Origin of the sequence: Novilysobacter viscosus (assembly GCF_046600715.1) — a bacterium.
In the GTDB taxonomy this organism is placed as follows: Bacteria; Pseudomonadota; Gammaproteobacteria; order Xanthomonadales; family Xanthomonadaceae; genus Lysobacter_C; species Lysobacter_C viscosus.
The window spans coordinates 234216-260192 of record NZ_JBJMAV010000001.1; the positions used below are offsets into that span (position 1 = coordinate 234216).

Sequence of the window (25977 nt, forward strand, 5' to 3'; positions counted from 1 at the left end):
CGGCGTCATCCAGTAGACGGGCGGGGCGGTGAAAAGGATGCACGCACGGGGGCCGGGACGCCCCGATCCGGGCCGTCGGGTGGCACCGTGCTGCGCTGCGGCATACTGTGGGACCCCCATCCAGCCGGAGCGTTCCATGACCCGTGCCTTCAATTTCAGTGCCGGCCCCGCCACCCTGCCGCAGGCCGTCCTGGAGCAGGCACAGGCCGAAATGCTCGACTGGCGGGGCGTGGGCGCGTCCATCGTCGAACTCAGCCACCGCGGACCCGAGTTCATTCAGGTGGCGACGGAGGCCGAAGCCGACCTGCGCGCACTGATGTCGATCCCGGACGACTACGCAGTGCTGTTCCTGCAGGGCGGGGCGACCACCCAGCAGGCCCTGCTGGCGCTCAACTTCGCCGACTCCGGCCAGGTCGCCGACTACGTCGTGACCGGCCACTGGGGCAAGACCGCGCTCAAGCAGGTGAAGCATTACGTCACCGCGAACATCGCCGCCGATGGCGAGGCCGGTGGCTTCCGCGACATCCCGCCGCGCGGTGAGTGGCGCCTCACGCCGGGCGCGGCGTACGTGCACGTCACCGCCAACGAGACCATCCATGGCGTGGAGTTCCGCGACATCCCCGACGTGGGCGAAGTCCCGCTGTTCGCCGACTTCAGTTCGTCGATCGCGTCCGAGCCCCTGGACGTCTCGCGCTTCGGGGTGATCTACGCCGGCGCGCAGAAGAACCTGGGCCCGGTGGGCGTCAGCGTGGTGATCGTGCGCAAGGAGTTGCTCGAGCGCACGGGACAGCCGCGTGCGGACATCCTCGACTATCGAAGCCACCTGAAAGGGGAGTCGATGCTCAACACGCCACCCACCTGGAACTGGTACCTGGCCGGGCTGGTGTTCAAGTGGATGCTGGCCGAGGGCGGGGTGGAGGAGTTCGCCACACGCAACGCGCGCAAGTCGGCGCTGCTGTACACGACCATCGACGGCTCGGGTGGCTTCTATCGCAACGAGGTTGCACCTGCGGTGCGCTCCCGCATGAACGTGCCGTTCTTCCTCCACGACGAGGCGTTGGACAAGCCGTTCCTGTCCGAGGCGAAAGCCGCCGGCCTGATCTCGCTCAAGGGCCACCGCGCCCTGGGAGGCATGCGCGCGTCGATCTACAACGCGATGCCGGAAGCGGGCGTCGAGGCGTTGGCCGGCTTCATGCGCGACTTCCAGCAGCGGCATGGCTGAGCCGGCCCACACGGCCGGGGTTCGCCCGCGCCCGCGAAGCCCACGGCGTTGAGCACCCTCCGTTCCGATGCCTGGCACGCGATGGCGGGCGGGCCGCTGCGCGCAGAGGTCTGCGTGCCGGGCGACAAGTCCGTCTCGCACCGGGCGGTGATGCTCGGTGCGCTGGCCGAGGGAACGACGCGCATCCACGGTTTCCTGGAAGGCGAGGACACGCGGGCGACCGCGCGTGCGTTCCAGCAGATGGGGGTGCGGATCGAAGCGCCGGCGGCGTCCGAGCGCGTGGTCCATGGCGTTGGCCTGCACGGGCTGCACCCGGGCGGCCCGATCGACTGTGGAAACGCGGGTACCGGCATGCGGCTGCTGGCCGGGGTGCTGGCCGGACAGGCTTTCGACAGCAGCCTCACCGGCGATGCATCGCTCTCGGCACGGCCCATGGCGCGGGTGATCGAACCCCTGCAGCGCATGGGCGCACGAATCGACGCGCGCGAAGGGGGTCGTCCGCCGCTGCGCGTCCATGGAGGGCAGCCACTGCGCGGCATCGAGTACGCGTTGCCCGTGGCCAGCGCGCAGGTGAAGTCGGCGGTGCTGCTGGCCGGCCTGTATGCCAGCGGGACCACGCGGGTGCGCGAACCGCACCCGACCCGCGACTACACCGAGCGGATGCTCGCCGCGTTCGGTTGGCCGATCGATTTCTCGCCCGGCTGCGCGACGCTGGCGGGCGGACACGTGCTGCATGCGACCGAGGTCCACGTCCCGGCGGACTTTTCCTCGGCGGCCTTCTTCATCGTCGCGGCCAGCATCGTGCCCGGATCGGAGCTGCGGCTGCGCGCGGTGGGCATGAACCCGCGGCGCACCGGGCTGCTGCGCGCGCTGCGGGCGATGGGCGCGGACATCGTCGAGGACAACCCGCGTTCGACCGGGGGTGAACCGGTGGTGGACCTGGTGGTGCGGCATGCGCCGCTCGCGGGCATCGAGGTGCCGGAGGCCTGGGTGCCCGACATGATCGACGAGTTCCCGGCCCTGTTCGTTGCCGCGGCGGCGGCACGGGGTCGCACGGTGGTGCGCGGCGCAGCCGAGTTGCGGGTCAAGGAATCGGACCGCATCGCCGCCATGTCCCGGGGCCTGCGCGCGTTGGGCGTTCGCGTGGACGAGGCGCCCGATGGTGCGGTGATCGAGGGTGGATCCATCCGCGGGGGCGTAGTGGACAGCCGCGGCGACCACCGCATCGCGATGAGCTTCGCCGTCGCCGCGCAAGTTGCGTCGGAGCAGGTAGTGGTGGGCGACGTGGAGAACGTTGCGACGTCGTTTCCCGGCTTCGTGGCACTCGCCACCGGTGCGGGGATGGGGCTGCGCGCGGTCAGTCCGCCGGCCTGAAGTCGATCGGGATCTCCAGCGTGGACGCCACGTCGCGACCCTTGTCGCGGGCCGGCACGAAACGCCAGCGCGACACCGCCTCCACCGCGGTCCGGTCCAGCAGCTCCGAACCACTGGTGGTCACCACCGAGATCGCGCCCGGGGCGCCGGCGACGGTCACCGGCACCTTCAGCACGACCCGCCCGCTCTCGCCGCGACGGACCGCCTCGAGCGGGAAGGCCGGCGGGATGGCGCTGGCGGGCACGGGTTCTGCCGGCGCCGTTGCCGCGCGCATGACGGCGGCCGTCCCGTCGGGCGCTGCGGCCGAGCGCACGTCATCAAGCGTGCCAGTGGCAGGATTGGCCGCACTGTCTGGCGACGCCTGCATTTCGTCCGTACCCGGTCCGGTGCCGGCGTGTTCGTCGGACGGACGCAGCATCCACGCCGCAATGAGCGCCAGCGCGGTTGCGACCATCAGCCAGACCAGGCGGCTTGGCCGGTCGGCGCGGGGGGCGGGCTTTCGTAGCGTCATGGCGAGGGTTACCTGCGCGGTTTGAATTCAATCGGGACCAGCACGCTGCCGACCGTGGGCCGGCCTTCGAGCTGGGCGGGGCGGAAGCGCCAGCGATTGACCGCCGCGGCCGCGGCGCGGTCCAGGGTGCGCGAACCGCTGCTGCGGGCGACCGAGACCGACGTGGGCACGCCGTCCGGGCCTACCTCGGCGCGTACCACCACGGTGCCGAATTCGCCGCGGCGCAAGGCCTGGGCCGGGTAGGACGGGGGCGGCATGCGGCCTTCGATCGGCTCTGGCCGCGATCCCCGGGCCATCGGCACGCCGGAGGGCGTCGTCGCGGGTGCAACCGGCGGCTCGGGCGGAAGCGGTGGGGGCGGCGGGGGTGGCGGGGCTTCCACCAGTTGCGGGCGTTCTTCGGGCTCCGGCGGGCGCAGCCGTTCCTCGTCCATGCCGCTGGCGTCGGCCGCCCCCGCGGGCAGCGGCGCGGGCAGCGGGTCGTACTCGGCGCGGGCGGCGGTCGGGCGGGCGTCGTCGTCGGTAGCCGGCGACTGGCCATCGGGACGCACGATCACGAACAGCAGCAGTCCGGCGACGAAGGCCGCCGCCACCCACAGCCACGCGCGTCGCGCGGGCGTCCAGTCGGCCAGTTGGAAATTGCGGCGCGGAGGTTGGGACGGGGTGCGTGGCATCGGACACCGTAGGCCGGGCGGGATCGGCATTCTGGCACGGGTCGGCAAAGCGGGCGCCGCCGGGCGATAATCGCCGCCCCCTCCCGCGACACCGGCCCCGCCATGCTTGATCCCATCCTCCTGCGCCAGAACCCCGTCGAGCTCGCCGCCCGCCTCAAGCAGTCGCGTGGCTTCGACCTGGACGCGGCGCTGATGGAGTCGCTTGAAGTCGAGCGCAAGCAGATCCAGGTGCGGACGCAGGAACTCCAGGCCAACCGCAACGCACGATCCAAGGCGATCGGGCAGGCCAAGGCGAAAGGCGAGGACGTGGCACCGCTGCTGGCCGAAGTCGCCGGCATGGGCGATGCACTCAAGGCCAGCGAGGCCCGGCTGGAATCGATCAAGTCCGAACTGGACGGGATCGCGCTGGGCCTGCCCAACCTGCCGCAGGCCGACGTGCCCCATGGCAATGACGAGGCCGATAACGTCGAGCTGCACCGCTGGGGCACGCCGCGCGAATTCGACTTCCCGGTCAAGGACCACGTCGAGCTGGGCGCGCGCGACGGCATGCTCGACGGCGACACCGCCGCCAAGCTCAGCGGCGCGCGCTTCACCGTGCTGCGCGGTGGCGTCGCCCGCCTGCATCGCGCGCTCGCCCAGTTCATGCTCGACCTGCACACCGGCGAGCACGGTTTCCAGGAAACCAGCGTGCCCTTCATCGTCAATGCCGAAAGCATGCTCGGCACGGGCCAACTGCCCAAGTTCGAAGAAGACCTGTTCTCCACCCAGCTAGGGGACAGCCGGCGCTACCTGATCCCCACCAGCGAAGTGCCGCTGACCAATATCGTCCGCGACACCATCGTCGAGGACGCCGACCTGCCGCTGCGCATGACGTCCCTTTCGATGTGCTTCCGCGCCGAAGCCGGCAGCCACGGCCGCGACACCCGCGGCATGATCCGCCAGCACCAGTTCGAGAAGGTCGAGCTGGTTTCGATCGCGCGGCCCGCCGAAAGCAACGACGAACACGAGCGCATGACCCGCTGCGCCGAGGTCGTGCTGGAGAAGCTCGGCCTGCCGTACCGGCGCGTGCTGCTGTGCACCGGCGACATGGGCTTTGCCGCCGCCCGCACCTACGACCTGGAGGTCTGGCTGCCCTCGCAGGGGACGTACCGGGAGATCTCCTCGTGCTCGAACTGCGAGGCGTTCCAGGCCCGCCGCATGCAGGCGCGCTGGCGCAATCCCGAGTCGGGCAAGCCCGAGCCGGTGCACACCCTCAACGGCTCGGGCGTGGCGGTGGGTCGCGCCCTGATCGCGGTGATGGAGAACTACCAGAACGCCGACGGCTCGATCACCGTGCCCGACGTGCTGCGGCCCTACATGGGCGGGATCGACCGGGTCGGTTGAATCGCCGCTGCGACCCTCCAATGCACCTTCGAAGGCACACGCCAGCCGCCCCTGCCGGCGTGGCTGGCGCTGCAAGTTCGCCTTGAGCTGGGCCGTTGCCCGAGTGGGATAAACCTGTTCAAATGCCATCCACTGTTCTGATGGTGGAACTTGGGCCATGCATGACCTCAATGACCTGTACTACTTCGCGATGGTGGTCGAGCACTCCGGATTCGCCGCGGCCGAGCGGGCGCTGGGAATTCCCAAGTCCCGCCTGAGCCGCCGCATCAGCCAGCTGGAGACCGACCTGGGCGTGCGGCTGCTGCAGCGCTCAACCCGTCGGTTCGCGGTGACGGAAGTGGGCAACAGCGTCTACCGCCACGCGCAGTCGATGCTGGCCGAGGCGCAAGCGGCACGTGAGGTCGTGGACCGGCTGAGCGCCGAGCCGCGGGGCGTGATCCGGGTCAGCGTGCCGGTCGGCATCGCCCAGCAGCAGATGCCGCAGTTGTTGCCGGAGTTCCTGGCGCGCTACCCGCAGGTGCGGGTGCAACTGCAGGTCAGCAACCGTCGGGTCGACATCATCAACGACGGCATCGATGTCGCCCTGCGCGTGCGCGCAAAGCTCGACGACGACGGCAGCCTGGTGATGCGCAGCTTCGGCCAGGTGCAGGAGCTGCTGGTGGCCAGTCCCGGCTACCTGCGCAAGCAGGGTCGGCCGACCAGCCCGGACGACCTGGAGAACCACGTCACGCTCAGCATGAGCGAGGACGACGCACGCCAGCGCTGGGAGCTGCACGGGCCGGATGGCGAGGTGCGGCGCGTGGACCTCAAGCCGCGGGTGATGGGGTTCGACTTCCCGATGCTCATGTCCTTGGCCACCCAGGGGGTGGGCATCACCCTGCTGCCCGAAACCGTGTGTTCGGAGGCGGTGCGGGCGGGCGAACTGGAAGTGGTGCTTCCGCAATGGCGGTTGCCGCAGGGCATCTTCCACGCCGTGTTCGCCTCGCGGCGCGGCCTGTTGCCGGCGGTTCGCGTGTTCATCGACTTCCTCGCCGAGCGCGTGCCCGGCCTGGTCGAAACCGCGCGCCTGTCCTGCCGCGACATCAAGGGCGGCCCCTGCAGCGAGAATGAGCAGAAGGCCTTCGAACGCGCCGCGATGCCGGCGCCGCCGCGTGCCCCGGCGCCGGCCGCCGTGCGAGAATGACCCGCCGCGGCGCAATGCCGCGGACGGTCCGCTGCATGCGGAGAGATGGCCGAGCGGTTTAAGGCACCGGTCTTGAAAACCGGCGAAGGGTCAAACCTTCCGTGGGTTCGAATCCCACTCTCTCCGCCAACTGTCTCGTATTCGCATGGCCTGCGAATCTGTTGACGTGCTGGCCGGGACGCCAGCGTGCTCGTGGCACGCGTCTACTCGGCAGGCGTGATGCTGGTGATCGTGTTGTTCGGGCCCTGCGACAGGAATTCGAAGTCGACCTTCTGGCCGACCCGCAGCGAACTGACCTGCTCGGGCGTTGCGATGAATCCCATCTCCATGGCAGGCCATTCCAGAGCCTCGACAGGCCCATGGGCCAAGACAATCCTGTTGGCGGCGGGTTCGATGGATACCACCGTGCCGCTGGCGGCTGCCGCGGTTCCAGCCGCAGCGGCGTTGCCGGTAGCCATCGCTTGATGATCGGCCTCGGACATGCCCATCGACCGGGCGTCAGTTCCCGCACTCGGCATGGCGGCCGGCTCGGCGGTGGCAGTTTCGACTTCAGCGGACTCTTTGGAGCAGCCGGCCAGCAGCGCAACCGACAACAAGGGAGCAATGAGAATTTTCATGTGGGTTTCCTCAGGGAGTGGTCGGGGTTGGGCGACTGCGGGCAATCCGGCGTCGGCACAGCAGTCGATATGCCGCCGGGATGATCAACATCGACAGGATCGGGGCAGTGACCATGCCGCCGATCATCGGGGCGGCGATTCGCTGCATGACCTCCGAGCCTGCCCCAGTGCCGATGAACAGCGGCATCAGGCCGGCCAGGATGACCGCGACCGTCATCGCCTTGGGCCGAACGCGCAATACGGCACCCTCCCGGATCGCGGCATCGAGCTCGTCCGGCCCCGCATCGGGGTTGTCCCGCAGGTGCCGATGCCATGCCTGTCGCAGGTACAGCAGCATGATCACGCCGAACTCGGCGGCAACGCCGGCCAGGGCGATGAAGCCGATCAGCGACGCGATCGAGATCGCATGTCCGAGCATCCAGATCAGCCACAGGCCGCCCACCAGCGCCAGCGGCAGGCTGAGCATGATGATCAAAGCCTCGCTGAAGTCGCGGAACACGAGGTAGATCAAGAGGAAGATGATCGCCAGCGAGGCCGGCACGACCCACTGGAGACTCGACAGTGCACGCTCGAGGTACTCGTACTGCCCCGACCAGCCAAGCCCATAGCCCGGCGGCAATTGGACTTCGCGCGCTACGGCCTGCTGGAGATCCTCGACCACCGAACCGAGGTCGCGTCCGGCCACGTCCACGAAGATGTACCCGACGAGCCGGCCGTTCTCGCTCTTCAGCATCGGGGGGCCGGGGCTCAGTGAAAGCTCGGCGACCTGGTCGAGCGTGAGCTGCACGCCCCCGGGCGCGATGATCGGCAGCTGCGCCAGCGCGCCCAGGGAGTCGCGGTCGCCGCGGGGGTAGCGCACCACGATGGGGTATCGCTCACGGCCCTCGATGGTTTCGCCAATGGGATCCCCGCCGACGACCGTGCCGATCAGGCGTTGCAGGTCGGCTTGGCTCAGGCCGTACCGGGCGGCCGCTTCGGGATGGATTTCGACGTCGACGTAGCGTCCGCCGGTGACGCGCTCGGCCACCGCGGAACTGACCCCTGGCACGGTTTTCGCGACCCGTTCGATTTCCTCGCTGAGCTTTTCGATGACCGAGGTGTCGGGTCCGAGAACCTTGATGCCGATCGGGCTCTTGATGCCGGTTGCAAGCATGTCGATGCGATTGCGGATCGGCGGTACCCAAAGGTTCGTCAGGCCCGGCACGTTGACCGCCGCGTCGAGCTCCTGCTGCAGCTTTTCCATCGTCATGCCCGGGCGCCACTCGTCCCGCGGTTTGAACGTAACCGTGGTTTCGAACATTTCGATCGGTGCAGGATCGGTCGCGGTTTCGGCGCGTCCGGCCTTGCCGAACACGTGCGCGACTTCCGGCACGGTCTTGATCATCCTGTCGGTCTGCTGCAACAGCTGCGCGGCCTTGCCCGCCGACAGGCCGGGCAGGGCGGTGGGCATGTACAGCAGCGTGCCCTCGTTGAGCGGCGGCATGAACTCGCTTCCAATCCTGGCGAGCGGGACCAGCGTGACCGCGATCAGGACAACGCCCAGGGCCATGGTCAGGCGCGGGAAATGAAGCACCCACTCCAGTAGCGGCCGATAGCCCGCGATCAGCATGCGATTGACCGGATTGTGCGTCTCGGGCCTGATCTTTCCGCGGATCAGGTAGCCCATGAGCACCGGGATCAGCGTGATCGACAGGCCTGCAGCGGCGGCCATCGCGTAGGTCTTGGTGTAGGCCAGGGGCGAGAACAGCCGCCCTTCCTGTGCCTGCAGCGCAAAGACCGGGATGAACGAGAGCGTGATCACCAGCAGGCTTGCGAACAGCGCCGGGCCTACTTCCGTGGACGCATCGCCCATGAGCCGCCAGCGCTCTTCTCCCGTGGGCTCCCGCCCGTGGGCGTCCTGGAAGTGCTCCAGGTGCTTGTGCGCATTCTCGATCATGACCACTGCCGCATCGACCATCGCGCCGATTGCGATCGCGATGCCGCCCAGCGACAGCACGTTCGCGCTGATTCCCTGGTAGCGCATGACGATGAACGCGGCCAGGATGCCCAGTGGCAGCGTGATCACCGCGACCAGGGCCGAGCGCAGGTGCCACAGGAACAGCGCGCATACCAGCGCGACGACGATGAACTCCTCGATCAGCTTGGATGACAGGTTGCTGACCGCCTCGCGGATCAGCTCCGAGCGGTCGTAGACCGGCACGATCTCGACGCCCGGCGGCAGGCTCGCCTTCAATTCCTCCAGTCGCGCCTTGACCGCGTCGATCGCGGCAAGCGCGTCCTTGCCGCTGCGCAGCACGATGATGCCGCCAGCGACTTCGCCCTCCCCGTCGAGCTCGGCGATGCCACGACGGAAGGTCGGTCCCCGCTGCACGGTCGCCACTTCGCCGAGCAGGACGGGGACGCCGTCCATGGAAGTGACCGGGATCTGCTCGAAATCCTCCCCGCTGTCGAGGTAGCCCTCGCTGCGCACCATGAGTTCGGCTTCGCCCTGCTCGATCACCGAGCCACCGGTTGCACCGTTGGCGGCCTTGAGCGCATCGACGAGTTGCGAGACCGTCACGTTGCGGGCGGCCAGCGCCTGCGGGTCCGGAACCACCTGCCAGGCACGCACCATGCCGCCCACGCTGGCGACCTCGGCCACGTCCGGGATGGTCTTGAGCTCGTAGCGCAGGAACCAGTCCTGCAGCGCACGCAACTGGCCAAGATCATTCCTGCCGGTCCGGTCGACCAGCGCGTACTCGTAGATCCAGCCCAGCCCGGTCGCATCCGGCCCGAGGGCGGGATTGACCCCTTCGGGCAGGCGGTCGCGTACCTGGCTCAAGTACTCGAGCACGCGCGAGCGGGCCCAGTACAGGTCGGTGTCGTCGTCGAACAGGATGTAGACGAACGAATCGCCGAAGAACGAATAGCCGCGCACGGCCTTGACCCCGGGCACCGACAGCATCGTAGTGGTCAGCGGGTAGGTGACCTGGTCCTCGATGATCCTCGGGGTCTGGCCCGGCCATTCGGTGCGGATGATGACCTGCGTGTCGGACAGGTCCGGCAGCGCGTCCAGCGGGGTGTGCTGGACTGACCAGATCCCGGCAACAGCCAGCAGCGCGGCCGCGACCAGCACCAGCACCCGGTTGCCGATTGATGCGCGGATGATCGCGGCGATCATTGCCCACCAGCCTTGTCCGGCGCATCCGCTTCCTGCGGCGGCATTTGCATGCCCTCGTGCCCGGACGCCTCCGCAGGGCCCGGCTGCGCAGGGGGTGCCGGATGGGCATCGTCCCCTTCAGGTCCCTGCAGCCGACCCAGGGCGCCCGACAGGCTCGCCTCGGAGTCGATGAGGAATTGCCCTGAAGTGACGACGCGTTCGCCGCCCTCCAGCCCAGAAAGAACCTCCGTCCGGCCGCCACTGCTGCGGCCCGTGGTCACGCGGACGGGCTGGAAGTCGCCGTCGGGGCCGACGATGATCACGCGGCTGTCGGTGCCAGTGACGATCAGCGCCTCGCTCGGGATCACGGGCACTTCGCGCCCTTGTTCCGGCGCCAGGGTGAGCTGGGCGAACATCCCCGGCACCAGCAGCCCTTCTTCATTGCGCAGCACGACACGGGCCCGCTGGGTGCGGGTGGTCGCATCGATATCCGGCAGCAAGGCTTCGACTTCGCCTTCGAAGGTCCTGCCCGGTGCGGCACTGACCGTTGCGGTCACGGGCGTCCCCGGCCGCACTCCCTGGGCACCCGCCTGCGGGATGGCCGCCTCGAGCCACATCGTGTCGGTGCCGTTGATGCGGAAAAGCGGCGTGCCGGGCATCGCAGCCTGTCCTTCACTGACCATGATCTCGCTGACCACGCCACTGCGCGGGGCGCGCAGCACCACGCCGCCGTTGCCAGTAATCGTCGTGTCGGACAGGCCGAGATAACGCAAACGCCGCTGGGCGGCACCCTGCAGCTCACGCGCATGGGAAGAGCTGGCCCCGGCGAGGGCGCGGCTTTCGGCCAGGGCACTGCCCCAGGTGGGTGACAGCACCGTCGCCAGCGGCTGTCCGCGCCTCACCGACTGGAATGGCGTCTTCACGGTCAGCCGGGAGATGATGGCCTCCACCGGCGTGCTGACGATCGATTCCTTGCGTAGATCCCACGTCAGGGTGCCCGGCACGCGAAGGTGACCGGCCAGCGTGCCGGTCTCAACGATCTCGGTCCGGATCCCGACGTTCTGCTGCACGCCCGGATCGATGCGCACCCCCGTTGTGCTGGCGTCGTCGGCATACTTGGGGACGAGTTCCATGTCCATGAAGGGCGACTTCCCGGGCTTCTCGAAACGCTGGTCAGGCACCATCGGGTCGTACCAGTAAAGGACCTCCCGCTCGCTTCGTTCTGCAGTCCCCGCGGCGTTGGGTGCTTGGCTGCCCGTGGCGTTGCCAGTGCCACCCGCGAGCCAGTAGCCGCCGCCGAGGCCGGCGGCCAGCAGCACGAGTCCGGCGGTGCCGGCCATCACGGCCTGCTTCCTGACAGTGGTCATGGTGCGCTCTCCTCGCGTGGCATCAGGAAGGCAAGTGCGGCCCAGACGCGTCCCAGTTCAGCGAGATGGCGGGCATGTTGCACGTGGGATTCGAGCTCGTCGCGCCGCGCGTCCAGCCAGGGCTGGAGCGAACCACCCCCGCCGAACGCCGCGACTGCAGTCTCGGAACGATCCTGGGCAAGCGGCAGGATTTCCCGTTCCTTGCGCACCACCTGTTGCTTCAGTCCGCGCCATTCGGCCAGGGCGCGCTCGATGGCTTCCTTCTGGGCGCGCCGGGCTTCCTCGCGTTCGGCGACGAGTGAAGCCAACTCCGCGCGGCGTGCGGCAACTGCGCGATCCTGGCGATTGCCGGCGAAGAGCGGCAGGCCGATCCGGAGCTCGACCATGATCATGTCCGCGCGCGAGCCGTCGCGCTGCGCGTAGGCCGTGGCAATGCTCCAGTCGGGGCGTTTGTCGGCCGCGGCGAGGCCGATTTCGGCTTCGGCAATCGCTTCGCGATAGCGCCAGTCGAGCAGCTCGCGCTGGCGGTCGATGGTTGACAGCAGGACGGCTTCGGGGAACGGCAGCTCGGTGAGGATGGGCGCTGCGCCGAACGCCGGCAGGTGCCCGGGCGATGTCCCGAGCCAGCGAGCCAGGCTCGCGCGGGCCGCTTGAAGCCGCGCCTGGGAGCCGTCGATGCGGTTTTCGATTTCAAGCGCAGCGGCTTGTGCCGCCATGGCATCGATCGCGGAGCCGGTGCCCCCGCTGAGGCGGGCTTTCGCCACATTGATTGCCAGGGCAGCCTGCGCGCGAAGGGCGGCATACGAGTCGAGCTCACGCTGCGCCGCCCACGCGGCGAGCCAGGCTTGGGCGGCCTGCTCCTGAACCTCCAGGCGCTCGATTTCGCCGAGGGCCTGGGCACGATCGACCTGCCGGTCGGCGATCAGCTGACGCGCCTGGCGCTTGGCCCGGGCAGGAAATTCCTGCATCAGGCCGATCTTCTTCATGGTCATGTCATTGCCATCCGGGCGGAATGCGCCGGAACCGGACACGGGCAGGTTCTCGATGCCTACGATCAGCTGCGGATCTGGCAATGCGGCCGCTCGGGTGGCCTCTGCCTGGGCCGCCGTGACATCGGAGGACCGCGCGTCAAGGACGGGTGCACTGCGCCCTGCAAGAGCGACCGCCTCCTCGAAACTGAGCTGTCCGGCGGCGATGCCCTCGGCGGCACCCGTCGTCGGGGTGAAAAAGGCAAGAAAACCAATGATGAGGCCCGACGCGGAGGCCGTGACCATGCGCCACCGGCGCAAGTTGGAATAAAAGTGCATGACGACCTCCTGACGCGCAACACGAAGCGCTGCCTGGGCAGGCAACTGCGAACGGCGAGCGGGCGGAGGCCTAGATCAGGAGACTGCAGAAACGCAGGGTGGGTGGCGGATCGGCCCGTAGGACTGGCACGTTCTCGTAGAGATGCAATGACGAGGCAGATGGAATCGTCCTTGCGAGCTCAAACCGGACTGGCGGCAGGACCATGGGCGGTACCTGGGCACTGCGCACTTCCGGAGTCGTCGAGTCGTCCGGGTTGCAATGCTTTTCGCAAAGCGCCGGGCGATCCTTCGTCTCCATATCGTCGCAGTCGAACACCGCTGCATCGGCGGGCGCCGGCATTTGATCCAGCGGACACGCATACGCCGCGATCGCGGCATGCTGGAAGAGCAAGGTCAGGAGCACCGCAAGCGCTATACGGAAGACGGTTCGCCTACGGTGGAACATCCCGCGCTTCATGCCGGATGCCCCACGTCGCGGAAACGCCGTGGCTGCTGCCCAAGGTCGGCACCTGGGGCATCGGGGCGCGTGGAGCGCGTGGGGCATTGAAACCATGTCCTGCGCATGACCGTTGTTAGACCCATGTCCGAAAGCGTGCCGCCCTTCTCGTTCCCGCACATCCATCGAGCGCAGTCGGACGTTGCACGTGATCAAGCTGCCTGCCGCACCGGGATTGCGTTCGCTTCTAGCATCAATCCTAGCACCCCGATCCCGCTGAATCGGGTCGGCCCCCCGAGGTGCTGGACGCTCGTGGTCAGCGTTGCGAGGCATCGCGAGCCTTTGGGGGGGCTTCGGGCGGACACTCTCTGCGCCATCTCCTGGATCCCGCGTCCGGACCGCGGTTTCCACGGCAAGCGCCCACTTGACCTGAATCAGTGCCCGTTGCCCGGCGTAGGTGGAGGATGCGCGGCATCCCGTTCCGGAACCCCTGCAATGAACCAGAAGCCCGCGATGCTCACCCTCGCCATCGCATCGCTGTGCGCTTTCCCGGCATTTTCAGGCGAGGCAGTGCCCGGGCAAGTGTTTTCGTGGAGCGCGGATGCGCGTCTGCGGCATGAGCAGGTGGACGACGTCGGCTTCGCGAGGCGCGCCGATGCCACCACGTTGCGCTTACGTGCCGGGGTCGGCATCCGGGCATCAGAGACCCTCAGCGGCTACGTTGAAGCCGAAGGCACGGCGGCCCTCGACGACGACTACAACAGCACCGCCAACGGTAGGACCGGGTTTCCGGTGGTCGCCGATCCACGGGCCGTGGAACTCAACCAGGCGTGGCTGCGTTGGAAAACCGATACGACCGGCGTCACCGCAGGTCGACAGCGCCTGCTGCTGGCCAACCAGCGCTGGGTGGGCAACGTCGGCTGGCGGCAGAACGAGCAGACCTTCGACGCGGTCGCGGTCAATTGGCAGCCCGGGACCGCAACAGCCGTGACCTACGCGTGGCTGGATCGCGTGCATCGCGTCAACACCGACCAGGCGCTGGCGCCGCTGGCGCGCGAGCGCGCCCTCGATACGCATCTTCTGGACGGAGAGTTCAAGACGGGGTCCCAACGCATCGGCGGCTACCTCTACCTGCACGACGACCAGGACCAGCCAGCCGCCTCCACGCGCACGATGGGTGCGCGCTGGACGCTGGATCGAACGCGGGACGGCAAGGGCTGGGGCCTGGCACTGGAGGCGGCCCACCAGAGCGACCATGCGGGCAACCCGCTCCGGTTCGACCATGCGTACTGGCGGGTCGAACCGTCACTGGCGCTGCGGGGGGTGACCTACCGCGCCGGCTGGGAGCACCTGGGCGGCGACGGCCGGCACGCCCTGCAGACGCCGCTGGCAACCCTCCACGCATTCAACGGTTGGTCGGACATGTTCCTGGTGGTCCCTGCCGGCGGGCTCGACGACCGCTACCTCAAGGCCGGCGGCACGCTCGGACCCGTCGCCGGGGACCGGCAGGTGTCGTGGTCGGTCGCCTACCACGACTTCCGGGCCGACACGGGCGGCCGCTACGGGCAAGAGCTCAACGCCTCGCTGGCGGTTCCGCTGTCTCCCACAACCCAGGCGTTGGTGAAGGTCGCCGACTACCGGAGCGACGGGTTCTCGCGGGACACACGCAAGCTCTGGCTGCAGCTGGAGTGGAAGCGCTAGCCCCGGGTTGACCCAGGTCAGGGCAGGCGCGGACGTGGCGTGTTCTTCTACACTCTCGCTATGCGGAAGCAACCCCATGAACGACATCGAATGTATCGAGCTGCTGCTCGACAGCGGTACCGGAATCCTGGAGGCGATGGACGCGGCAGGCCTGGATTGCGATTGCACGCCGCTGCGCGTCGTGGTCGAGCCCGAGGCCGACCGGGCCGGCTGACGGCACATGCCTGGGAACAACGGGGTGTCACCGCCCGCATTCCAATCGCTGGACCTGCGTGCGCTTCCCGCGCCCGAACCGATGGTGCGGGCGCTCGACGCCGCCGATGCACTGGCACCGGGCGGGGTGCTGGAACTGTTGACGCCCAGGCTGCCCGCGCCGTTGATCCAGCAGCTGCGTGATCGCGGCTTGCATGTGAGTGCCGAACGCCTGGACGAGGGCTCGGCCCGCGTGACCGTCCAATGGCCGGACGGGGACGCAGTCGATGGCAAGGGCGATGGCGAAGATACGCGTTGAGCAGGCACCGTCGCCGCGCGTACCGCTGTGCTTCCTGCTGACCGCGCCGGCGTGGGGCGTCGTCGCGGGGTTCCTGCTGGCTGTCGGCGGCGAGTCGCTGCTGCTCAGCCGATGGGCGCCGGGCACGCTGGCACTGGTGCACGCACTTACCCTGGGGGTGCTCGGCAACAGCATGATCGGCAGCCTTCTGCAGTTCCTCCCCGCGGCCGCCGGCGCCATGCCCGCCGGAGGCGCAGGTTCTGCTTACCTGCTGCACGCGCTGCTGAATGCCGGCACGGCTTCACTGCTGGCCGGATTCTGGTGGACCGAGCCGATGGCGTTGAGCGGGGGGGCGCTGCTGCTCACCGGTGCCTTCGTGCTGCTGGCAGCGGTCACGTTGCCGGCGCTGCTTCGCGCGAATGCGCAGCGGCTGCTTACGGTCGGCATCGCGCTGGCGATCGGCTCCGCGGTGGTCACCGCCGTAATGGGCGCGCTGATGGCGCTGGGACTGGCAGGGCATGGTGACTGGGCACTGCCGTTGCTGCCATGGGCCGACGTCCACGCGAGCTGGGGGCTGCTGGGATGGGCCGTGGTGTTGCTTGCCAGCGTCGGCCGGGTGGTGATGCCGATGTTCCAGGGCACCGCGCCTTTGCAGGAAACCGGGCTGGTGGGCTGGCTGGTGGCCGTGTTCGTCGGACTGCTGGCCGGTTCGGTGAACGCGCCGCGCGATGGCGGCGAAACCCTGCGATGGGTGGCGGCGCTTTGCGGGCTGGCGTTCGCCCTGGAGGCGCTGTGGCGTCAGCTTCGCCGGCCCCGTCCGGGCACGACACCGCTGCTCAATGCGTGGCGCGCGGGCCTGGCCGTGCTGGTGGCGGCGGCGTTGGCCGTGCTGCTGCGCGCGCCCGCGGTGACCGTGGGGATGCTGGTGATCGCCATCGCGGTGCCGCTGCTGGTGGTCGGCATGCAGATGGAGATCGTCGCCTTCCTGGGCTGGATCGAGTTGCGTCGGTCCGTTCCCCGCGGGACCCGGATCCCCGGGGTGAACCTGCTGCTGCCGGCCCGGGACAAATCCGGCGTGATCGCGATGTTCGGCATCGCCGGCGCCCTGCTGATGGTCGCAGCGGCCTGGCCGCAGGCGGCCAGCGCGCGCGTTGCAGGGGTTGCCCTGATGGGCGCGTACCTGGCGTTGAGCGCCGCGCTGGCGGGCGTGGGCAGGCGCAGTCGAGGATTCTCCTGACAGCGGCGGTTGCTTCGGTGTCGGAGCCCTCGTGCGCTGTCATTCGATGGAGGTCGGGATGCTTCGCCGACTGGCGCGAGGGGGGCGGCGACGCACCGTGGCTCGCGTCCGGTGCATGTCAGGCCGGGGACGCGAGTGGCTCGTCGGAAGGCGCAACGGGGATGTCCGTGGTGCAGCGGTTCCGGCCCTCCGCCTTGGAGCGGTACAGGGCGGCATCGGCGCGCGCCAACAGCTCGCCAATGCTTTCGTCCCCGCGCAGCGATGCAATGCCGATGCTGGCCGCCACGCCGAAGCTTCCGCCCGGTGCCTCGATCCCAAGCTCGGCGATGCGTTCGCGTATGCGCTCGGCGACCCGCAGCGCCTGGGCCGTTTCGGCATCGGGCAGCACGACGAGGAACTCCTCGCCGCCGAACCGGGCGCCCAGGTCGGACCCACGCAGTTGCCCCTGCAATGCGGCCGCCACGGCGACGAGCGCCAGGTCGCCGCCGGCATGCCCCCAGGTGTCGTTGACCCGCTTGAAGTGGTCCAGGTCCACCATGGCGACCGACAGCGGCTCGCCGCGGCGCAGGGCGTGCGCGCGATCGGAGTGGAGGCGCTTCTCCGCGTAGCGGCGGTTTGCCAGGCCGGTCAGCGGGTCGAGTGTCGCGTCGCGCTGGGCGCCCAGCAGGTCGACCAGCAGCCGCACCTGCATATGCCCACCCCAGGCCGACAGCCCCAGGATCAGCACGAGCAGCCAGACGTCATTGGTGAAGGCGTCGTCCAGCGGCTGGTGGCCGGTCAGCACCCGCGACAACAGCAGCGCGGCGGGCGCCAGGCCCAGGCGCAGGCTGCGCGCCCAGGTCAGCGGAAAGATCGCCAGCTGCGCGGCAATGACGAACGGGAACAGGCCATAGCCGAGGCTGAGTCCGGCCTCGCGTGGCCCGAGCATGTGCTGCAGCGTGCCGAAGCCGATGGCCTGCACCCAGATGAAGGACGCCATGCACACGTGCATGGGCAGGCGGCCGCGCAGGTGCCAGATGGCCAGCAGCGCAGTCGCGATCAGCAACCGGACCGGTGCGGCCTGCGCGACGCTCGCCGCGCCCAGTCCGGTGGCATCCACCACGATCCACAACGCCGACAGCCCCGCCACGATCGGCGCGAGTTGGCCCAGCCTCGCGCGCACGACCGCCGCCTGGTGCGGCCGGTAGGCGGCCGGCACGGAGTGGGCATTGGCGAACAGCGCGTTGATCGAGGGTGGCATCTTCATTGCGTCGCACCTTTCCGGTCAGCCGCGTCGTCGTCGCCCACGGGTGGCCCCCTGGGCCGGGGCGCTGCATGCGCCATGCCACGGGCGTCCGCGCAGCCGCGGGCGGTGACGCGGCTCAGCCAGAGCAACCTCCGCAACACACCGAAGGAACGCGCTCGATGCTGGCGGCCGTCACCGGCAGGCCCAGCCTCTGCATCATCCCGAGCAGTTCGTGTTCGTTGATGGTCGCCGCCACGCGGATGACGGAGGTGGACGCCTGGACGTCGACCATCGCCGCCGGATCGAAGGCGCGCAGGGCGTCCTCGATGGCGGTGAGGTCGGGCACGGCGCCGGCGGCGTCGATCCTGAACTCCATGGGATATCTCCTCGGCGGACTGGGTCCCGGCGCCTCGGCGCACGAATGCGACGTGGCACGCGTGGCGGATGGGGGGTGGCCCATCATCTGCGGGGGCGGGCGTGGGCGTGATGACCTGGATCAAATCCGGGACAGTGCCCTCGCACAGGCCGGCGTCCGGTGGCGGTGCAGTTGCACAGGAGCCGAGCGGGGGGCGGTTCGGGGGGCGTGGGGCGGGGCGGGGACGGATGACGTCCGGCGGGAGGGCCCCGGCGGCTACGGCGTGGGACCGGGCAGCAGGTTGCCTGCCGCGTCGGTCAGCAGCCGGACGCGCTCGCTCCGGTAGTAGAAGGTGAAACGGAAGGTGCCCTCGTCCTCGCCGGTGCCCTTCTCGGAGAGCGTGGAGATCCGACCGTGCTCCATCAACTCCCGGAAGCGCTCGACGGTGAGTCCCAGGCCCGGCGCGATGGCAGCGGCGTCGACGGGGACGTGCGCCGTCGACGCAGCGGTTCCATCACAGGGCGCGCCGGGTGGGACGCCGCCGGGCAGGGTGGCCTGCACCAGCCCCGGCCGTCAGGAACAGCCACCGCAGCACTCGCTGCCTTCCCCGCTGTGTGGCGCAGCCGTGCTGGCGCTGTAGCCGATGCCCTGCAGGGTGGAAATCGCCTGGCCCTCGGTCAGAAGCCCTTCGATGCGAACCCGCTGGTCGGGCACGTTGACGGTCACCTGGGCGGTGGGATCAACGGAACGGATGGCACCTTCGATGGCATCGGTGCACTTGTCGGTGACTTTCTCAACGTCGAACAGCATGGCAGTAGCTCCAGGTAGGAATGGGTCCCGCGAGGCGGGGCGGACTCAGGATCGCCCAGTGCCCGGGACGAGCCCTTGATGTATGTCACGTGCGTGCCGGATCGATTCGAATCACGGCAGACATGCGAGGGTCGCGCGCGACGGGTGTTGCGGAGACGGCAAGGGACGTGCGCGGATACATGCTCCGCTTGTGTCCGCCCGGTCGCCGGAGGCAACGCAAACGAAGACGGGCGCCCCGAAGGCCGCCCGTTGGGTCCGATACCGGCCGGTAGGCCGGTTGGGTTGGATCACTTCTTGACCAGGGTGCCGCGCATGATCGAGGCATGCCCCGGGACCGAGCAGATAAAGGTGTAGGACTCGCCGGCCTTCAGCTTGGCGACGGGAATGGTGAAGGTGGTCGACTCGCCCCCACCGATGACCTTGCTGGACGCCACGACCCGGGCATCGCCGGCCTTGACGTAGTTCTGGGCAACACCGGCTTTCATGCCATCGGCATTGATGCCGTCGATGTCGGCGGTCTTGCCCAGCACGAAGTTGTGGCCCATCACGGCCTTGGGCAGCTTGCCGGTGTGCTTCAGGGTGACGGTGAACTGCTTGCACGATGCCGGCACGGTGAGGCTCTTGGTGGTGAACTGCATCGCGTCGGTGGAGTCGATGGTGGCCTTGCATTCCGCGGCTGCGGCGGGGGCCGACACGATGGCACCGACGATGGCGAGTGCGCCGAGCAGGCCGAGGGGTTTGTTGCGGGTCATGGTGTTGCTCCGGTAGGTGACATTGACTTGGTGTGGTAAGTGTCGCTGCGCACGCCCGGTCGCACCTTGATCCATGTCAGTTGGGGTCGACATCTCCGACCGCTCCGGGCTCTGCACGCGTTCTGTTCAGGGTCCGGAAAGAAAGCGGGCCCGCATGTGCGGGCCCGCGGTATCCCAGGCGTTGCCTGGAGGTGTGGATCAGTGGCCCGAATTCGGGTCGTTGGGCTCGTCGGTCTGGAAGATCGCGTCGTCGGCCTCGCCATTGACGTGCAGGAAGCCGGCCAGGCCCTTCTCCAGGCGCGAGAGCGCATGGTCGACGAGGATGTACTTGCCGGGGTAGTCCACCTTGAACTCCACCACGGCCGCGCCACCCGGGGGTACGAGCGTGGTCTGCACGTCCTTGAGCGGTGGGCTGGTCAGCGACGCCAGGTCGTAGACGCGGTCGAAGATCTCGCCGATCACGTGGAAGCTGGAGGTCAGGTTCGGACCGCCGACGCCGAAGAAGATGCGCACCGTCTCACCGACGTCGGCCTCCATCTTGAACGTCTTGGTCAGGGCATCCATCGAGCCGTTGAACATCAAGTGCTCGGGCTTCTCGTCCAGCAGCTTGTCCAGCGAGAACTCCTGCAGGCCGCTGGAGCCATGCTTCTGGGCGGTGTAGAGCTCGCCCTGCATCACGTAGAACTCCTTGTCGACCTTGGGCAGCCCTCCCTCGGGCTCGACCAGGATCAGGCCGTACATGCCGTTGGAGATGTGGTGGGCGACCATCGGCGTGGCGCAGTGGTAGACGTACACGCCCGGGTTGAGCGCCTTGAACGTGAAGCTCTTGGTCTGGCCGGGCGCCACCTGGGTGACCGCCGCGCCGCCACCGGGACCGGTCACGGAATGGAAGTCGATCGAGTGGATGTTGATGCTGTCTTCGCGGTTCTTGAGGTTGACCGTCACCGTGTCGCCGACGCGGATGCGCAGGAAGGGACCCGGCACCTTGTTGTCGAACGTCCAGTAGCGATAGCTGCTGCCATCCGACAGCTTGCCCTCCACCTCGGTGGTCACCAGGTCGTAGGTGATGTGCTTGGGTGCACGGTCGCCCACCGGCTCGCCACCCACGTCGTTCGGGTCCTGGGCGATGTCCATCGCGGTGCTGACGGTTTCCTTGACGTCACCGACGATCAGCTTGCCGACCATGCCGGCGGCCTTGTGGCCGGGGATGGTGCAGATGTACTCGAAGGTGCCGGACTTGGTCGCGCGGAACACGATCGAGGTGGCCGAGCCCTTGCCCACCAGTTCATCGGACTTGGTCTGGAACTCGGGGATCGCGATGTCGTGCAAGGCGCCGTCACCATTGACCAGCGTGATCTGCACCACCGCGCCCTCGGGCACGCGCAGGTCCGGGTTGACCTGGCCCTTGATCGGGCCTGCCTCGCCAACGAACACCAGCTTGCCGTCGGCGATCTCGGTGCGCAGGGTGAATGACACATCGGCCACCGGTGCCACGTTGGTGGACGGGTGCCCGGAATGCTGGGCCATGGCGTGGGGTACGAAGCCCAGTGCGGTTGCCATTGCGAGGGCGAGAGCGAGTCTCTTCATTGCCGTTTCTCTGAGGGTTGGAAAATTCGATGCGGCAAATCTAGGCATTCGCGCCCGGTCACTCCCTGACCCAGGTCAATTGGTGGCCACATCGACTGGAAATGGCCAGGAGGGACCGGGGTGGGGGTGGGGCGGAGCGGGCCGCCGCTGCAGGCGCCCTTGGCCGGGTGCAATGCGGAGGTCGTACCCGGGAGTTGCCGTGAGCGCGCAGGCAGGTCGCAACATCCAACTTGCGCTGGCCAAGCCCGGCGTTTAGCCTGCTGCCCGCGCCAGGACGGCGCGTCAAGGGGAAAGGGATGACCATCCGCGTCTTCATCGTGGACGACCACGCGCTCGTGCGCGCCGGCATGTCGATGATCCTGTCGTCGAGCGATGACATCGAGGTCGTTGGCGAGGCCGACACCGGCGAACAGGCACTTGCCGCCATCCGCACGCTGTCGCCCGACGTGGTGTTGTGCGACCTCCACCTGCCAGGCATCAGCGGCCTGGAAGTGACCGAACGCATCACCCGGGGCGAGCGGGGTATCCGCGTCATCATCGTGTCGGTGCTGGAGGACGGGCCAATGCCGCGTCGGCTGCTCGATGCAGGGGCATCGGGCTACGTCGGCAAGGGCGGGGATGCGTGCGAACTGTTGCGCGCGGTCCGGGAAGTCGCGCAGGGGCGCAGGTACCTGGCCAATGCGGTCGCGCAGCACCTGGCGTTGTCTCGAATGGACGGGCACGACAACCCGTTCGAGTCCCTCTCACCACGGGAAACGGAAGTGGCGATGCTGTTGGTGCGCGGCTTGCGCCAGGAAGAGATCGCGCGGCGCCTGTGCCTGAGCGCCAAGACGGTCAACACCCACAAGTCGCGTCTGTTCCAGAAGCTGCGCATCCGGGATGCGATCTCGCTCGCGCGCCTGGCCGGGCGCCACGGCATGGTTGCGGCGGTCGAGGCGATCTAGGTATTCCGCCACCCGGAGCGAACTGCATCGGGTGTGGGCATCGCCGCCGACTGGGGCGGGTTGGGGAAAAGAAAAGGGCCGCACATGGCGGCCCTCCTCCGATGCTCCGGTCAACCCGGGTCAGGCGTGGCGGTCCGTGCCGTCGCTGGACTCCGCGTCACCTTCCACGGCTGCCGCCTGCGGGGTGGTGGCCGCCGTTGTCCCTGGGCCACCACTGTGCCCCGGTTCGGCAGCCCGGCGTGCAGTGCCGTTCGCAGCGTCGAAAAGACCGCCCGTGCGGGGCTCGAGGCCGGCATCGGCCTGCGGCGTCGCTTCGGCATCCACGGCGGCCGGCACTTCCGGCACGTTGGTGGTGACGTAGGAGCCGCCCTCGCGTGGCGCACGGGCCGCCGCCTCTACCCTGTCGTCCCCGCTGGCGTGGCGCGCGGTGGCAACCGCAACGTTCGAGGGAGCGGCGGGCTCCCCCGACGGCTGAGCCGGTGCATCGACGGCGTGCGAGGGCGCGACAGCCCGGGCCGCGACAGTGGCCGGCGTGGGAATCGGCGCCGCAGTGCCACCGTCTTCGGACGTTGCAGAAGTTTCGCCTGCGTCCGCAGCGGATTCACCCGATGCGACCGACTCGCCGGTGTCGACAGGGGGTGCCTTCCTGCGCGACGGACGCGGAGCCCGGGTGCGCTTGGCAGCCGGAGCGGGCGCTGTCGATGCTGCGGTTTCGGTTTCGGTTTCGGCTTCAGCATCGGCATCGCTGGCAGCGACGAGCCCGGGTGCAGCCGCGGGTGCGGCGGCCTGGCGGGGTCGTTCACGCTGCGCCGGCGTGGCGTCGTCGTCGTCGTCGAAATCGAACTCGGGCTGCGGGCGACGCGTCTCGCCGGTCGCCTGTTCGCTGACGGCGGCGTGGTCGTCCTCGTGTCCATCGAACACGTCGTTGCCGTTGGACTCACCAGCTTCGCCGGTCGCAGCGTCACCGCCACGGCGGCGGCGGCGTCCACCCCGGCGTCCACGCCTGCGGCGGGCGCTGCCCTCGGCATTGGTGGCGGCGTCATCGCCCTCCGACGGATGTTCGGTGCCGTTGGACCGGGATTCGGCCGAGGACGCGTCCCCCTGGACCCGGTCCGAACGCGTTCCATCCGCGCGCTCCCTTTCCACCACCGCCGGAACGGCAGCGGTCGCCGCGGAAGCGGCCAGGGGTGCGGGTGGGTTCGCTTCGTTGCGAGTCACGGGTGCGTCGTCGGTCATCGCCGCCGCTGCAGGCGCCGGGCGGCCGCTGTCGAGCTGCGGGTCCTCGCCCCGCGTACGACCGCCCTTGCGGCCGGAGCGTCCGTCCTGCCTGGTATCCAGCTTTCCTTCGCGCCTGGATTCGCTGCGTGGCTCCTGCCTCGGCTCGCCCTTGGGGGTCTTGGGCTTGGGCTGGCGGCCCGCGCTTGCATCGGCCTGCTTGTTGCCACGGCCTTCGCTGCGGCGGGCATCGCGACCGTCACGCGCACCCGACTTGCCGTTGCGGCCGTCGCGGCGCGAGTTGCCAGTGGAGTTGCGGTCCTCGCGATCCTCGCGCCGTGCTTCGCGGGCCGGCCGTTCGCCTGCCTGGGTGGCAGCCGCGGAACCACGGAAGAACCGCAGGATGCGCTCGACCACCCCACCCGAATGGGTCGGGGCAGCCACCACCGGCGCGGGCGCCGGGGCGACGGGTGCGGCCTGCACCTCCCGCGGTTCGCGCAGCGGGGCGGGCTGGGTCGGCCGCACGTTGGTCACCGCCGGCGGCGGCGGGATGTTGAGGTGGGACTTGGTCAGCGCGTGGGTCGGCAGCTTGCGCGGGGTGCCGCGGTGGTAGCTGGGCTTGCTGGTCTCCTCGCCGAGCTCGTTGTCGCGAACGCGGGTCACCTCGAAGTGCGGCGTCTGCAGCTGGTCGTCGGCGACGATCACGATCGGTGCGTCATGGCGCTGCTCGATCTCGCTCAACGCGCGGCGCTTCTCGTTGAGAAGGAACGTGGCGATTTCGATCGGTGCCTGCACCAGCACCTGGCCGGTGTTGTCCTTCATCGCGTGCTCCTCGGCCAGGCGCAGGATGGACAGCGAGAGCGACTCCACGCTGCGCATGCGGCCGTGGCCTTCGCAGCGGGGGCAGACGATCTGGCTCGACTCGCCCAGGCTCGGGCGCAGGCGCTGGCGGCTCATTTCCAGCAGGCCGAAGCGCGAGATGCGGCCGACCTGCACGCGCGCCCGGTCCTGCTTGAGCGCTTGCTGCAGGCGGTTTTCGACGTCGCGCTGGTGACGGTTGGACGACATGTCGATGAAATCGATCACCACCAGGCCGCCCAGGTCACGCAGGCGCATCTGGCGCGCGACCTCGTCGGCCGCCTCCAGGTTGGTGTTGAACGCGGTTTCCTCGATGTCACTGCCCTTGGTGGCGCGCGCGGAGTTGACGTCGATCGCGGTCAGCGCCTCGGTCTGGTCGATCACCAGCGCGCCGCCGGAGGGCAGGCGCACCTCCCGTTCGTACGCGCTTTCGATCTGCGACTCGATCTGGAACCGGTTGAACAGGGGCGTGTCGTCGGCGTAGTGCTTGAGCTTGCGCATGTTGTGCGGCATGACCTGCTCGACGAACTCTCGCGCCTCGGCGTACATCTCGTCGGTGTCGACCAGGATCTCGCCGATGTCCGGGCGCATGTAGTCACGCAGGGCACGGATGATCAGGCGCGATTCCTGGTAGATCAGGAACGGCGAGGGCTTGCTGAGGGCGGCGTCGGTCACCGCCTTCCACACGCTGAGCAGGTAATCCAGGTCCCACTGCAGCTCTTCGGCATCGCGCCCGACGCCGGCGGTGCGGATGATCACGCCCATGTCGTCGGGGATTTCCAGCGCGTCCATCGCCCGCTTGAGCTCGGCGCGGTCCTCGCCCTCGATCCGGCGCGAGACGCCGCCCGCGGTCGGCGAGTTGGGCATCAGCACCATGTAGCGGCCGGCCAGCGAGATGAACGTGGTCAGCGCCGCGCCCTTGTTGCCGCGCTCTTCCTTGTCGACCTGCACGACCACTTCCTGGCCTTCGCGCAGCAGCTCCTTGAGCCCGGCCTTGTTGGGGTCGACCCCGGCCTGGAAATAGTCGCGGGAAATTTCCTTCAGCGGCAGGAAGCCGTGGCGGGCAGAGCCGTACTCGACGAACGCCGCTTCGAGCGAGGGCTCGAGGCGGGTGATCTTGCCCTTGTAGATGTTGGACTTCTTCTGTTCCTTCGACGGCTGTTCGATATCGATGTCGTACAGGTTCTGGCCGTCGACGATCGCGACGCGCAGCTCCTCGGCCTGCGTCGCATTGATCAACATACGCTTCATTGTTGCGTCCTCGCGCGCTCTACCGCGCGGAACGCCCTGGCGTTTCGCTCTCTGGGAACTCAAGTCCGGTCGCCGTGACCCCGTGGGGTCCCGCCCGGGGCTGTTCACCCGTGGGGCGGTGCGGAGTGGACTGCGTCCGCACGCGTCGACTGGACCTCAACTTCCAGCGCTACGACACCACGGCGGACCGCGGGAGCGCTTCTCGTTTTTCTTGAAACCGGTTCGGGGGCCGGCGACGCGGACGTCGCTCGGGGCAATCCGCGGACGTCCGGCGCCAGAAGGCAGCCACCGGGGCGTCACGCGGGGGGTGTTCATCGCAGGCGGGTTGGACCCGCCGGACGA

The 25977-nt window shown here is 68.9% G+C and carries 22 protein-coding genes and 1 tRNA gene; 10 read left to right on the top strand and 13 right to left on the bottom strand.

All coding sequences use genetic code 11. The annotated features are described in order from the left end of the window. Positions 1-136: 136 nt before the first annotated feature. Together serC and aroA are read left to right on the top strand one after the other, a co-directional pair. Positions 137-1222: a 3-phosphoserine/phosphohydroxythreonine transaminase gene (serC, locus tag ACJQWL_RS01070; protein WP_330967960.1), complete on the top strand. Its 1086-nt coding sequence runs from the start codon at positions 137-139 to the stop codon at positions 1220-1222. Positions 1223-1303: 81 nt separating this feature from the next. Next, the gene (gene aroA, locus ACJQWL_RS01075) at positions 1304-2596 is read left to right on the top strand and encodes a 3-phosphoshikimate 1-carboxyvinyltransferase (protein WP_330968007.1); all 1293 of its coding nucleotides are present in this window, start codon (positions 1304-1306) and stop codon (positions 2594-2596) included. Here aroA and ACJQWL_RS01080 read toward each other — a convergent pair. Beyond that, positions 2580-3107: an energy transducer TonB gene (locus ACJQWL_RS01080; protein ID WP_330967959.1), complete on the bottom strand. Its 528-nt coding sequence runs from the start codon at positions 3105-3107 to the stop codon at positions 2580-2582. The two genes, aroA and ACJQWL_RS01080, sit on opposite strands and share 17 nt — an antisense overlap. A gap of 8 nt (positions 3108-3115) precedes the next feature. Next, positions 3116-3778 carry an energy transducer TonB gene (locus ACJQWL_RS01085; RefSeq protein ID WP_330967958.1) on the bottom strand — a complete coding sequence of 221 codons (663 nt, stop codon included), beginning with the start codon at positions 3776-3778 and terminating at the stop codon, positions 3116-3118. A gap of 102 nt (positions 3779-3880) precedes the next feature. Between ACJQWL_RS01085 and serS the strand changes: the two genes are divergently transcribed. The 3 genes from serS (at position 3881) to ACJQWL_RS01100 (ending at position 6473) form a co-directional block, all read left to right on the top strand. Next, complete coding sequence (gene serS / locus ACJQWL_RS01090; protein ID WP_330967957.1) at positions 3881-5161, top strand: serine--tRNA ligase; 1281 nt, start codon at positions 3881-3883, stop codon at positions 5159-5161. Between the two features lie 157 nt (positions 5162-5318). Next, the gene (locus tag ACJQWL_RS01095; protein WP_330967956.1) at positions 5319-6344 is read left to right on the top strand and encodes a LysR family transcriptional regulator; all 1026 of its coding nucleotides are present in this window, start codon (positions 5319-5321) and stop codon (positions 6342-6344) included. A 39-nt stretch (positions 6345-6383) separates the two neighbouring features. Continuing rightward, positions 6384-6473 (top strand) — tRNA-Ser (locus ACJQWL_RS01100). Between the two features lie 74 nt (positions 6474-6547). Here the strand turns inward: ACJQWL_RS01100 and ACJQWL_RS01105 are convergent. Genes ACJQWL_RS01105 through ACJQWL_RS01120 form a run of 4 tightly spaced genes read right to left on the bottom strand, consistent with a single transcriptional unit; the run spans position 6548 to position 12774 of the window. Further along, complete coding sequence (locus tag ACJQWL_RS01105; RefSeq protein ID WP_330967955.1) at positions 6548-6961, bottom strand: copper-binding protein; 414 nt, start codon at positions 6959-6961, stop codon at positions 6548-6550. A gap of 10 nt (positions 6962-6971) precedes the next feature. Further along, on the bottom strand, positions 6972-10121 hold the full coding sequence (locus ACJQWL_RS01110; RefSeq protein ID WP_330967954.1) for an efflux RND transporter permease subunit: 3150 nt from the start codon (positions 10119-10121) through the stop codon (positions 6972-6974). Beyond that, positions 10118-11467 (bottom strand): efflux RND transporter periplasmic adaptor subunit, encoded by a 1350-nt coding sequence (locus tag ACJQWL_RS01115; RefSeq protein WP_330967953.1) that lies wholly within the window; start codon positions 11465-11467, stop codon positions 10118-10120. The genes ACJQWL_RS01110 and ACJQWL_RS01115 overlap by 4 nt, the downstream gene beginning before the upstream one ends. Further along, entirely contained in the window at positions 11464-12774 is a 1311-nt protein-coding gene (locus ACJQWL_RS01120; RefSeq protein ID WP_330967952.1) for a TolC family protein, read from the bottom strand. The genes ACJQWL_RS01115 and ACJQWL_RS01120 overlap by 4 nt, the downstream gene beginning before the upstream one ends. A gap of 931 nt (positions 12775-13705) precedes the next feature. Between ACJQWL_RS01120 and ACJQWL_RS01125 the strand changes: the two genes are divergently transcribed. From ACJQWL_RS01125 to ACJQWL_RS01140, 4 genes are all read left to right on the top strand, one after another. Further along, entirely contained in the window at positions 13706-14911 is a 1206-nt protein-coding gene (locus ACJQWL_RS01125) for an alginate export family protein (RefSeq protein WP_330967950.1), read from the top strand. A 76-nt stretch (positions 14912-14987) separates the two neighbouring features. After that, on the top strand, positions 14988-15125 hold the full coding sequence (locus ACJQWL_RS01130; RefSeq protein ID WP_330967949.1) for a hypothetical protein: 138 nt from the start codon (positions 14988-14990) through the stop codon (positions 15123-15125). 24 nt (positions 15126-15149) lie between these two features. Then, a complete protein-coding gene (locus ACJQWL_RS01135) occupies positions 15150-15422 on the top strand; it encodes a DUF2249 domain-containing protein (RefSeq protein ID WP_330967948.1) in 273 nt (90 codons plus the stop codon). After that, positions 15403-16638 (top strand): hypothetical protein, encoded by a 1236-nt coding sequence (locus tag ACJQWL_RS01140; RefSeq protein WP_330967947.1) that lies wholly within the window; start codon positions 15403-15405, stop codon positions 16636-16638. The genes ACJQWL_RS01135 and ACJQWL_RS01140 overlap by 20 nt, the downstream gene beginning before the upstream one ends. Before the next feature lie 118 nt (positions 16639-16756). Here the strand turns inward: ACJQWL_RS01140 and ACJQWL_RS01145 are convergent, their stop codons facing one another. The 6 genes from ACJQWL_RS01145 to nirK all read right to left on the bottom strand — a co-directional run bounded on the left by ACJQWL_RS01145 (position 16757) and on the right by nirK (position 21367). Next, entirely contained in the window at positions 16757-17884 is a 1128-nt protein-coding gene (locus ACJQWL_RS01145) for a GGDEF domain-containing protein (RefSeq protein ID WP_330967946.1), read from the bottom strand. Positions 17885-17999: 115 nt separating this feature from the next. Then, positions 18000-18239 (bottom strand): hypothetical protein, encoded by a 240-nt coding sequence (locus tag ACJQWL_RS01150; RefSeq protein ID WP_330967945.1) that lies wholly within the window; start codon positions 18237-18239, stop codon positions 18000-18002. A gap of 255 nt (positions 18240-18494) precedes the next feature. Next, a complete protein-coding gene (locus ACJQWL_RS01155; RefSeq protein ID WP_330967944.1) occupies positions 18495-18779 on the bottom strand; it encodes a DUF6522 family protein in 285 nt (94 codons plus the stop codon). 12 nt (positions 18780-18791) lie between these two features. Then, the gene (locus ACJQWL_RS01160) at positions 18792-19028 is read right to left on the bottom strand and encodes a hypothetical protein (RefSeq protein ID WP_330967943.1); all 237 of its coding nucleotides are present in this window, start codon (positions 19026-19028) and stop codon (positions 18792-18794) included. 287 nt (positions 19029-19315) lie between these two features. After that, on the bottom strand, positions 19316-19780 hold the full coding sequence (azu, locus tag ACJQWL_RS01165; RefSeq protein ID WP_330967942.1) for an azurin: 465 nt from the start codon (positions 19778-19780) through the stop codon (positions 19316-19318). 198 nt (positions 19781-19978) lie between these two features. Next, positions 19979-21367, bottom strand: a complete 1389-nt coding sequence (nirK, locus tag ACJQWL_RS01170) for a copper-containing nitrite reductase (protein WP_330967941.1) — start codon at positions 21365-21367, stop codon at positions 19979-19981. Positions 21368-21663: 296 nt separating this feature from the next. On the opposite strand from nirK, the gene ACJQWL_RS01175 reads away from it, so the two are divergent. Continuing rightward, the gene (locus tag ACJQWL_RS01175; protein WP_330967940.1) at positions 21664-22311 is read left to right on the top strand and encodes a response regulator; all 648 of its coding nucleotides are present in this window, start codon (positions 21664-21666) and stop codon (positions 22309-22311) included. 120 nt (positions 22312-22431) lie between these two features. On the opposite strand, the gene ACJQWL_RS01180 is transcribed toward ACJQWL_RS01175, so the two are convergent. Further along, the gene (locus tag ACJQWL_RS01180; RefSeq protein WP_330968006.1) at positions 22432-25626 is read right to left on the bottom strand and encodes an Rne/Rng family ribonuclease; all 3195 of its coding nucleotides are present in this window, start codon (positions 25624-25626) and stop codon (positions 22432-22434) included. Positions 25627-25977: the final 351 nt, after the last annotated feature.

Coding starts and splice junctions, on each gene's coding strand:
- ACJQWL_RS01085 (WP_330967958.1), bottom strand. CDS start 3,778: ATGCCACGCACCCCGTCCCAACCTCCGCGCCGCAATTTCCAACTGGCC.
- ACJQWL_RS01115 (WP_330967953.1), bottom strand. CDS start 11,467: ATGACCACTGTCAGGAAGCAGGCCGTGATGGCCGGCACCGCCGGACTC.
- ACJQWL_RS01175 (WP_330967940.1), top strand. CDS start 21,664: ATGACCATCCGCGTCTTCATCGTGGACGACCACGCGCTCGTGCGCGCC.
- ACJQWL_RS01120 (WP_330967952.1), bottom strand. CDS start 12,774: ATGCACTTTTATTCCAACTTGCGCCGGTGGCGCATGGTCACGGCCTCC.
- ACJQWL_RS01110 (WP_330967954.1), bottom strand. CDS start 10,121: ATGATCGCCGCGATCATCCGCGCATCAATCGGCAACCGGGTGCTGGTG.
- nirK (WP_330967941.1), bottom strand. CDS start 21,367: ATGAAGAGACTCGCTCTCGCCCTCGCAATGGCAACCGCACTGGGCTTC.
- ACJQWL_RS01080 (WP_330967959.1), bottom strand. CDS start 3,107: ATGACGCTACGAAAGCCCGCCCCCCGCGCCGACCGGCCAAGCCGCCTG.
- serS (WP_330967957.1), top strand. CDS start 3,881: ATGCTTGATCCCATCCTCCTGCGCCAGAACCCCGTCGAGCTCGCCGCC.
- ACJQWL_RS01150 (WP_330967945.1), bottom strand. CDS start 18,239: ATGGAGTTCAGGATCGACGCCGCCGGCGCCGTGCCCGACCTCACCGCC.
- serC (WP_330967960.1), top strand. CDS start 137: ATGACCCGTGCCTTCAATTTCAGTGCCGGCCCCGCCACCCTGCCGCAG.
- azu (WP_330967942.1), bottom strand. CDS start 19,780: ATGACCCGCAACAAACCCCTCGGCCTGCTCGGCGCACTCGCCATCGTC.
- ACJQWL_RS01095 (WP_330967956.1), top strand. CDS start 5,319: ATGCATGACCTCAATGACCTGTACTACTTCGCGATGGTGGTCGAGCAC.
- ACJQWL_RS01180 (WP_330968006.1), bottom strand. CDS start 25,626: ATGTTGATCAATGCGACGCAGGCCGAGGAGCTGCGCGTCGCGATCGTC.
- ACJQWL_RS01145 (WP_330967946.1), bottom strand. CDS start 17,884: ATGAAGATGCCACCCTCGATCAACGCGCTGTTCGCCAATGCCCACTCC.
- ACJQWL_RS01125 (WP_330967950.1), top strand. CDS start 13,706: ATGAACCAGAAGCCCGCGATGCTCACCCTCGCCATCGCATCGCTGTGC.
- aroA (WP_330968007.1), top strand. CDS start 1,304: ATGGCGGGCGGGCCGCTGCGCGCAGAGGTCTGCGTGCCGGGCGACAAG.
- ACJQWL_RS01130 (WP_330967949.1), top strand. CDS start 14,988: ATGAACGACATCGAATGTATCGAGCTGCTGCTCGACAGCGGTACCGGA.
- ACJQWL_RS01160 (WP_330967943.1), bottom strand. CDS start 19,028: ATGCTGTTCGACGTTGAGAAAGTCACCGACAAGTGCACCGATGCCATC.
- ACJQWL_RS01140 (WP_330967947.1), top strand. CDS start 15,403: ATGGCGAAGATACGCGTTGAGCAGGCACCGTCGCCGCGCGTACCGCTG.
- ACJQWL_RS01105 (WP_330967955.1), bottom strand. CDS start 6,961: ATGAAAATTCTCATTGCTCCCTTGTTGTCGGTTGCGCTGCTGGCCGGC.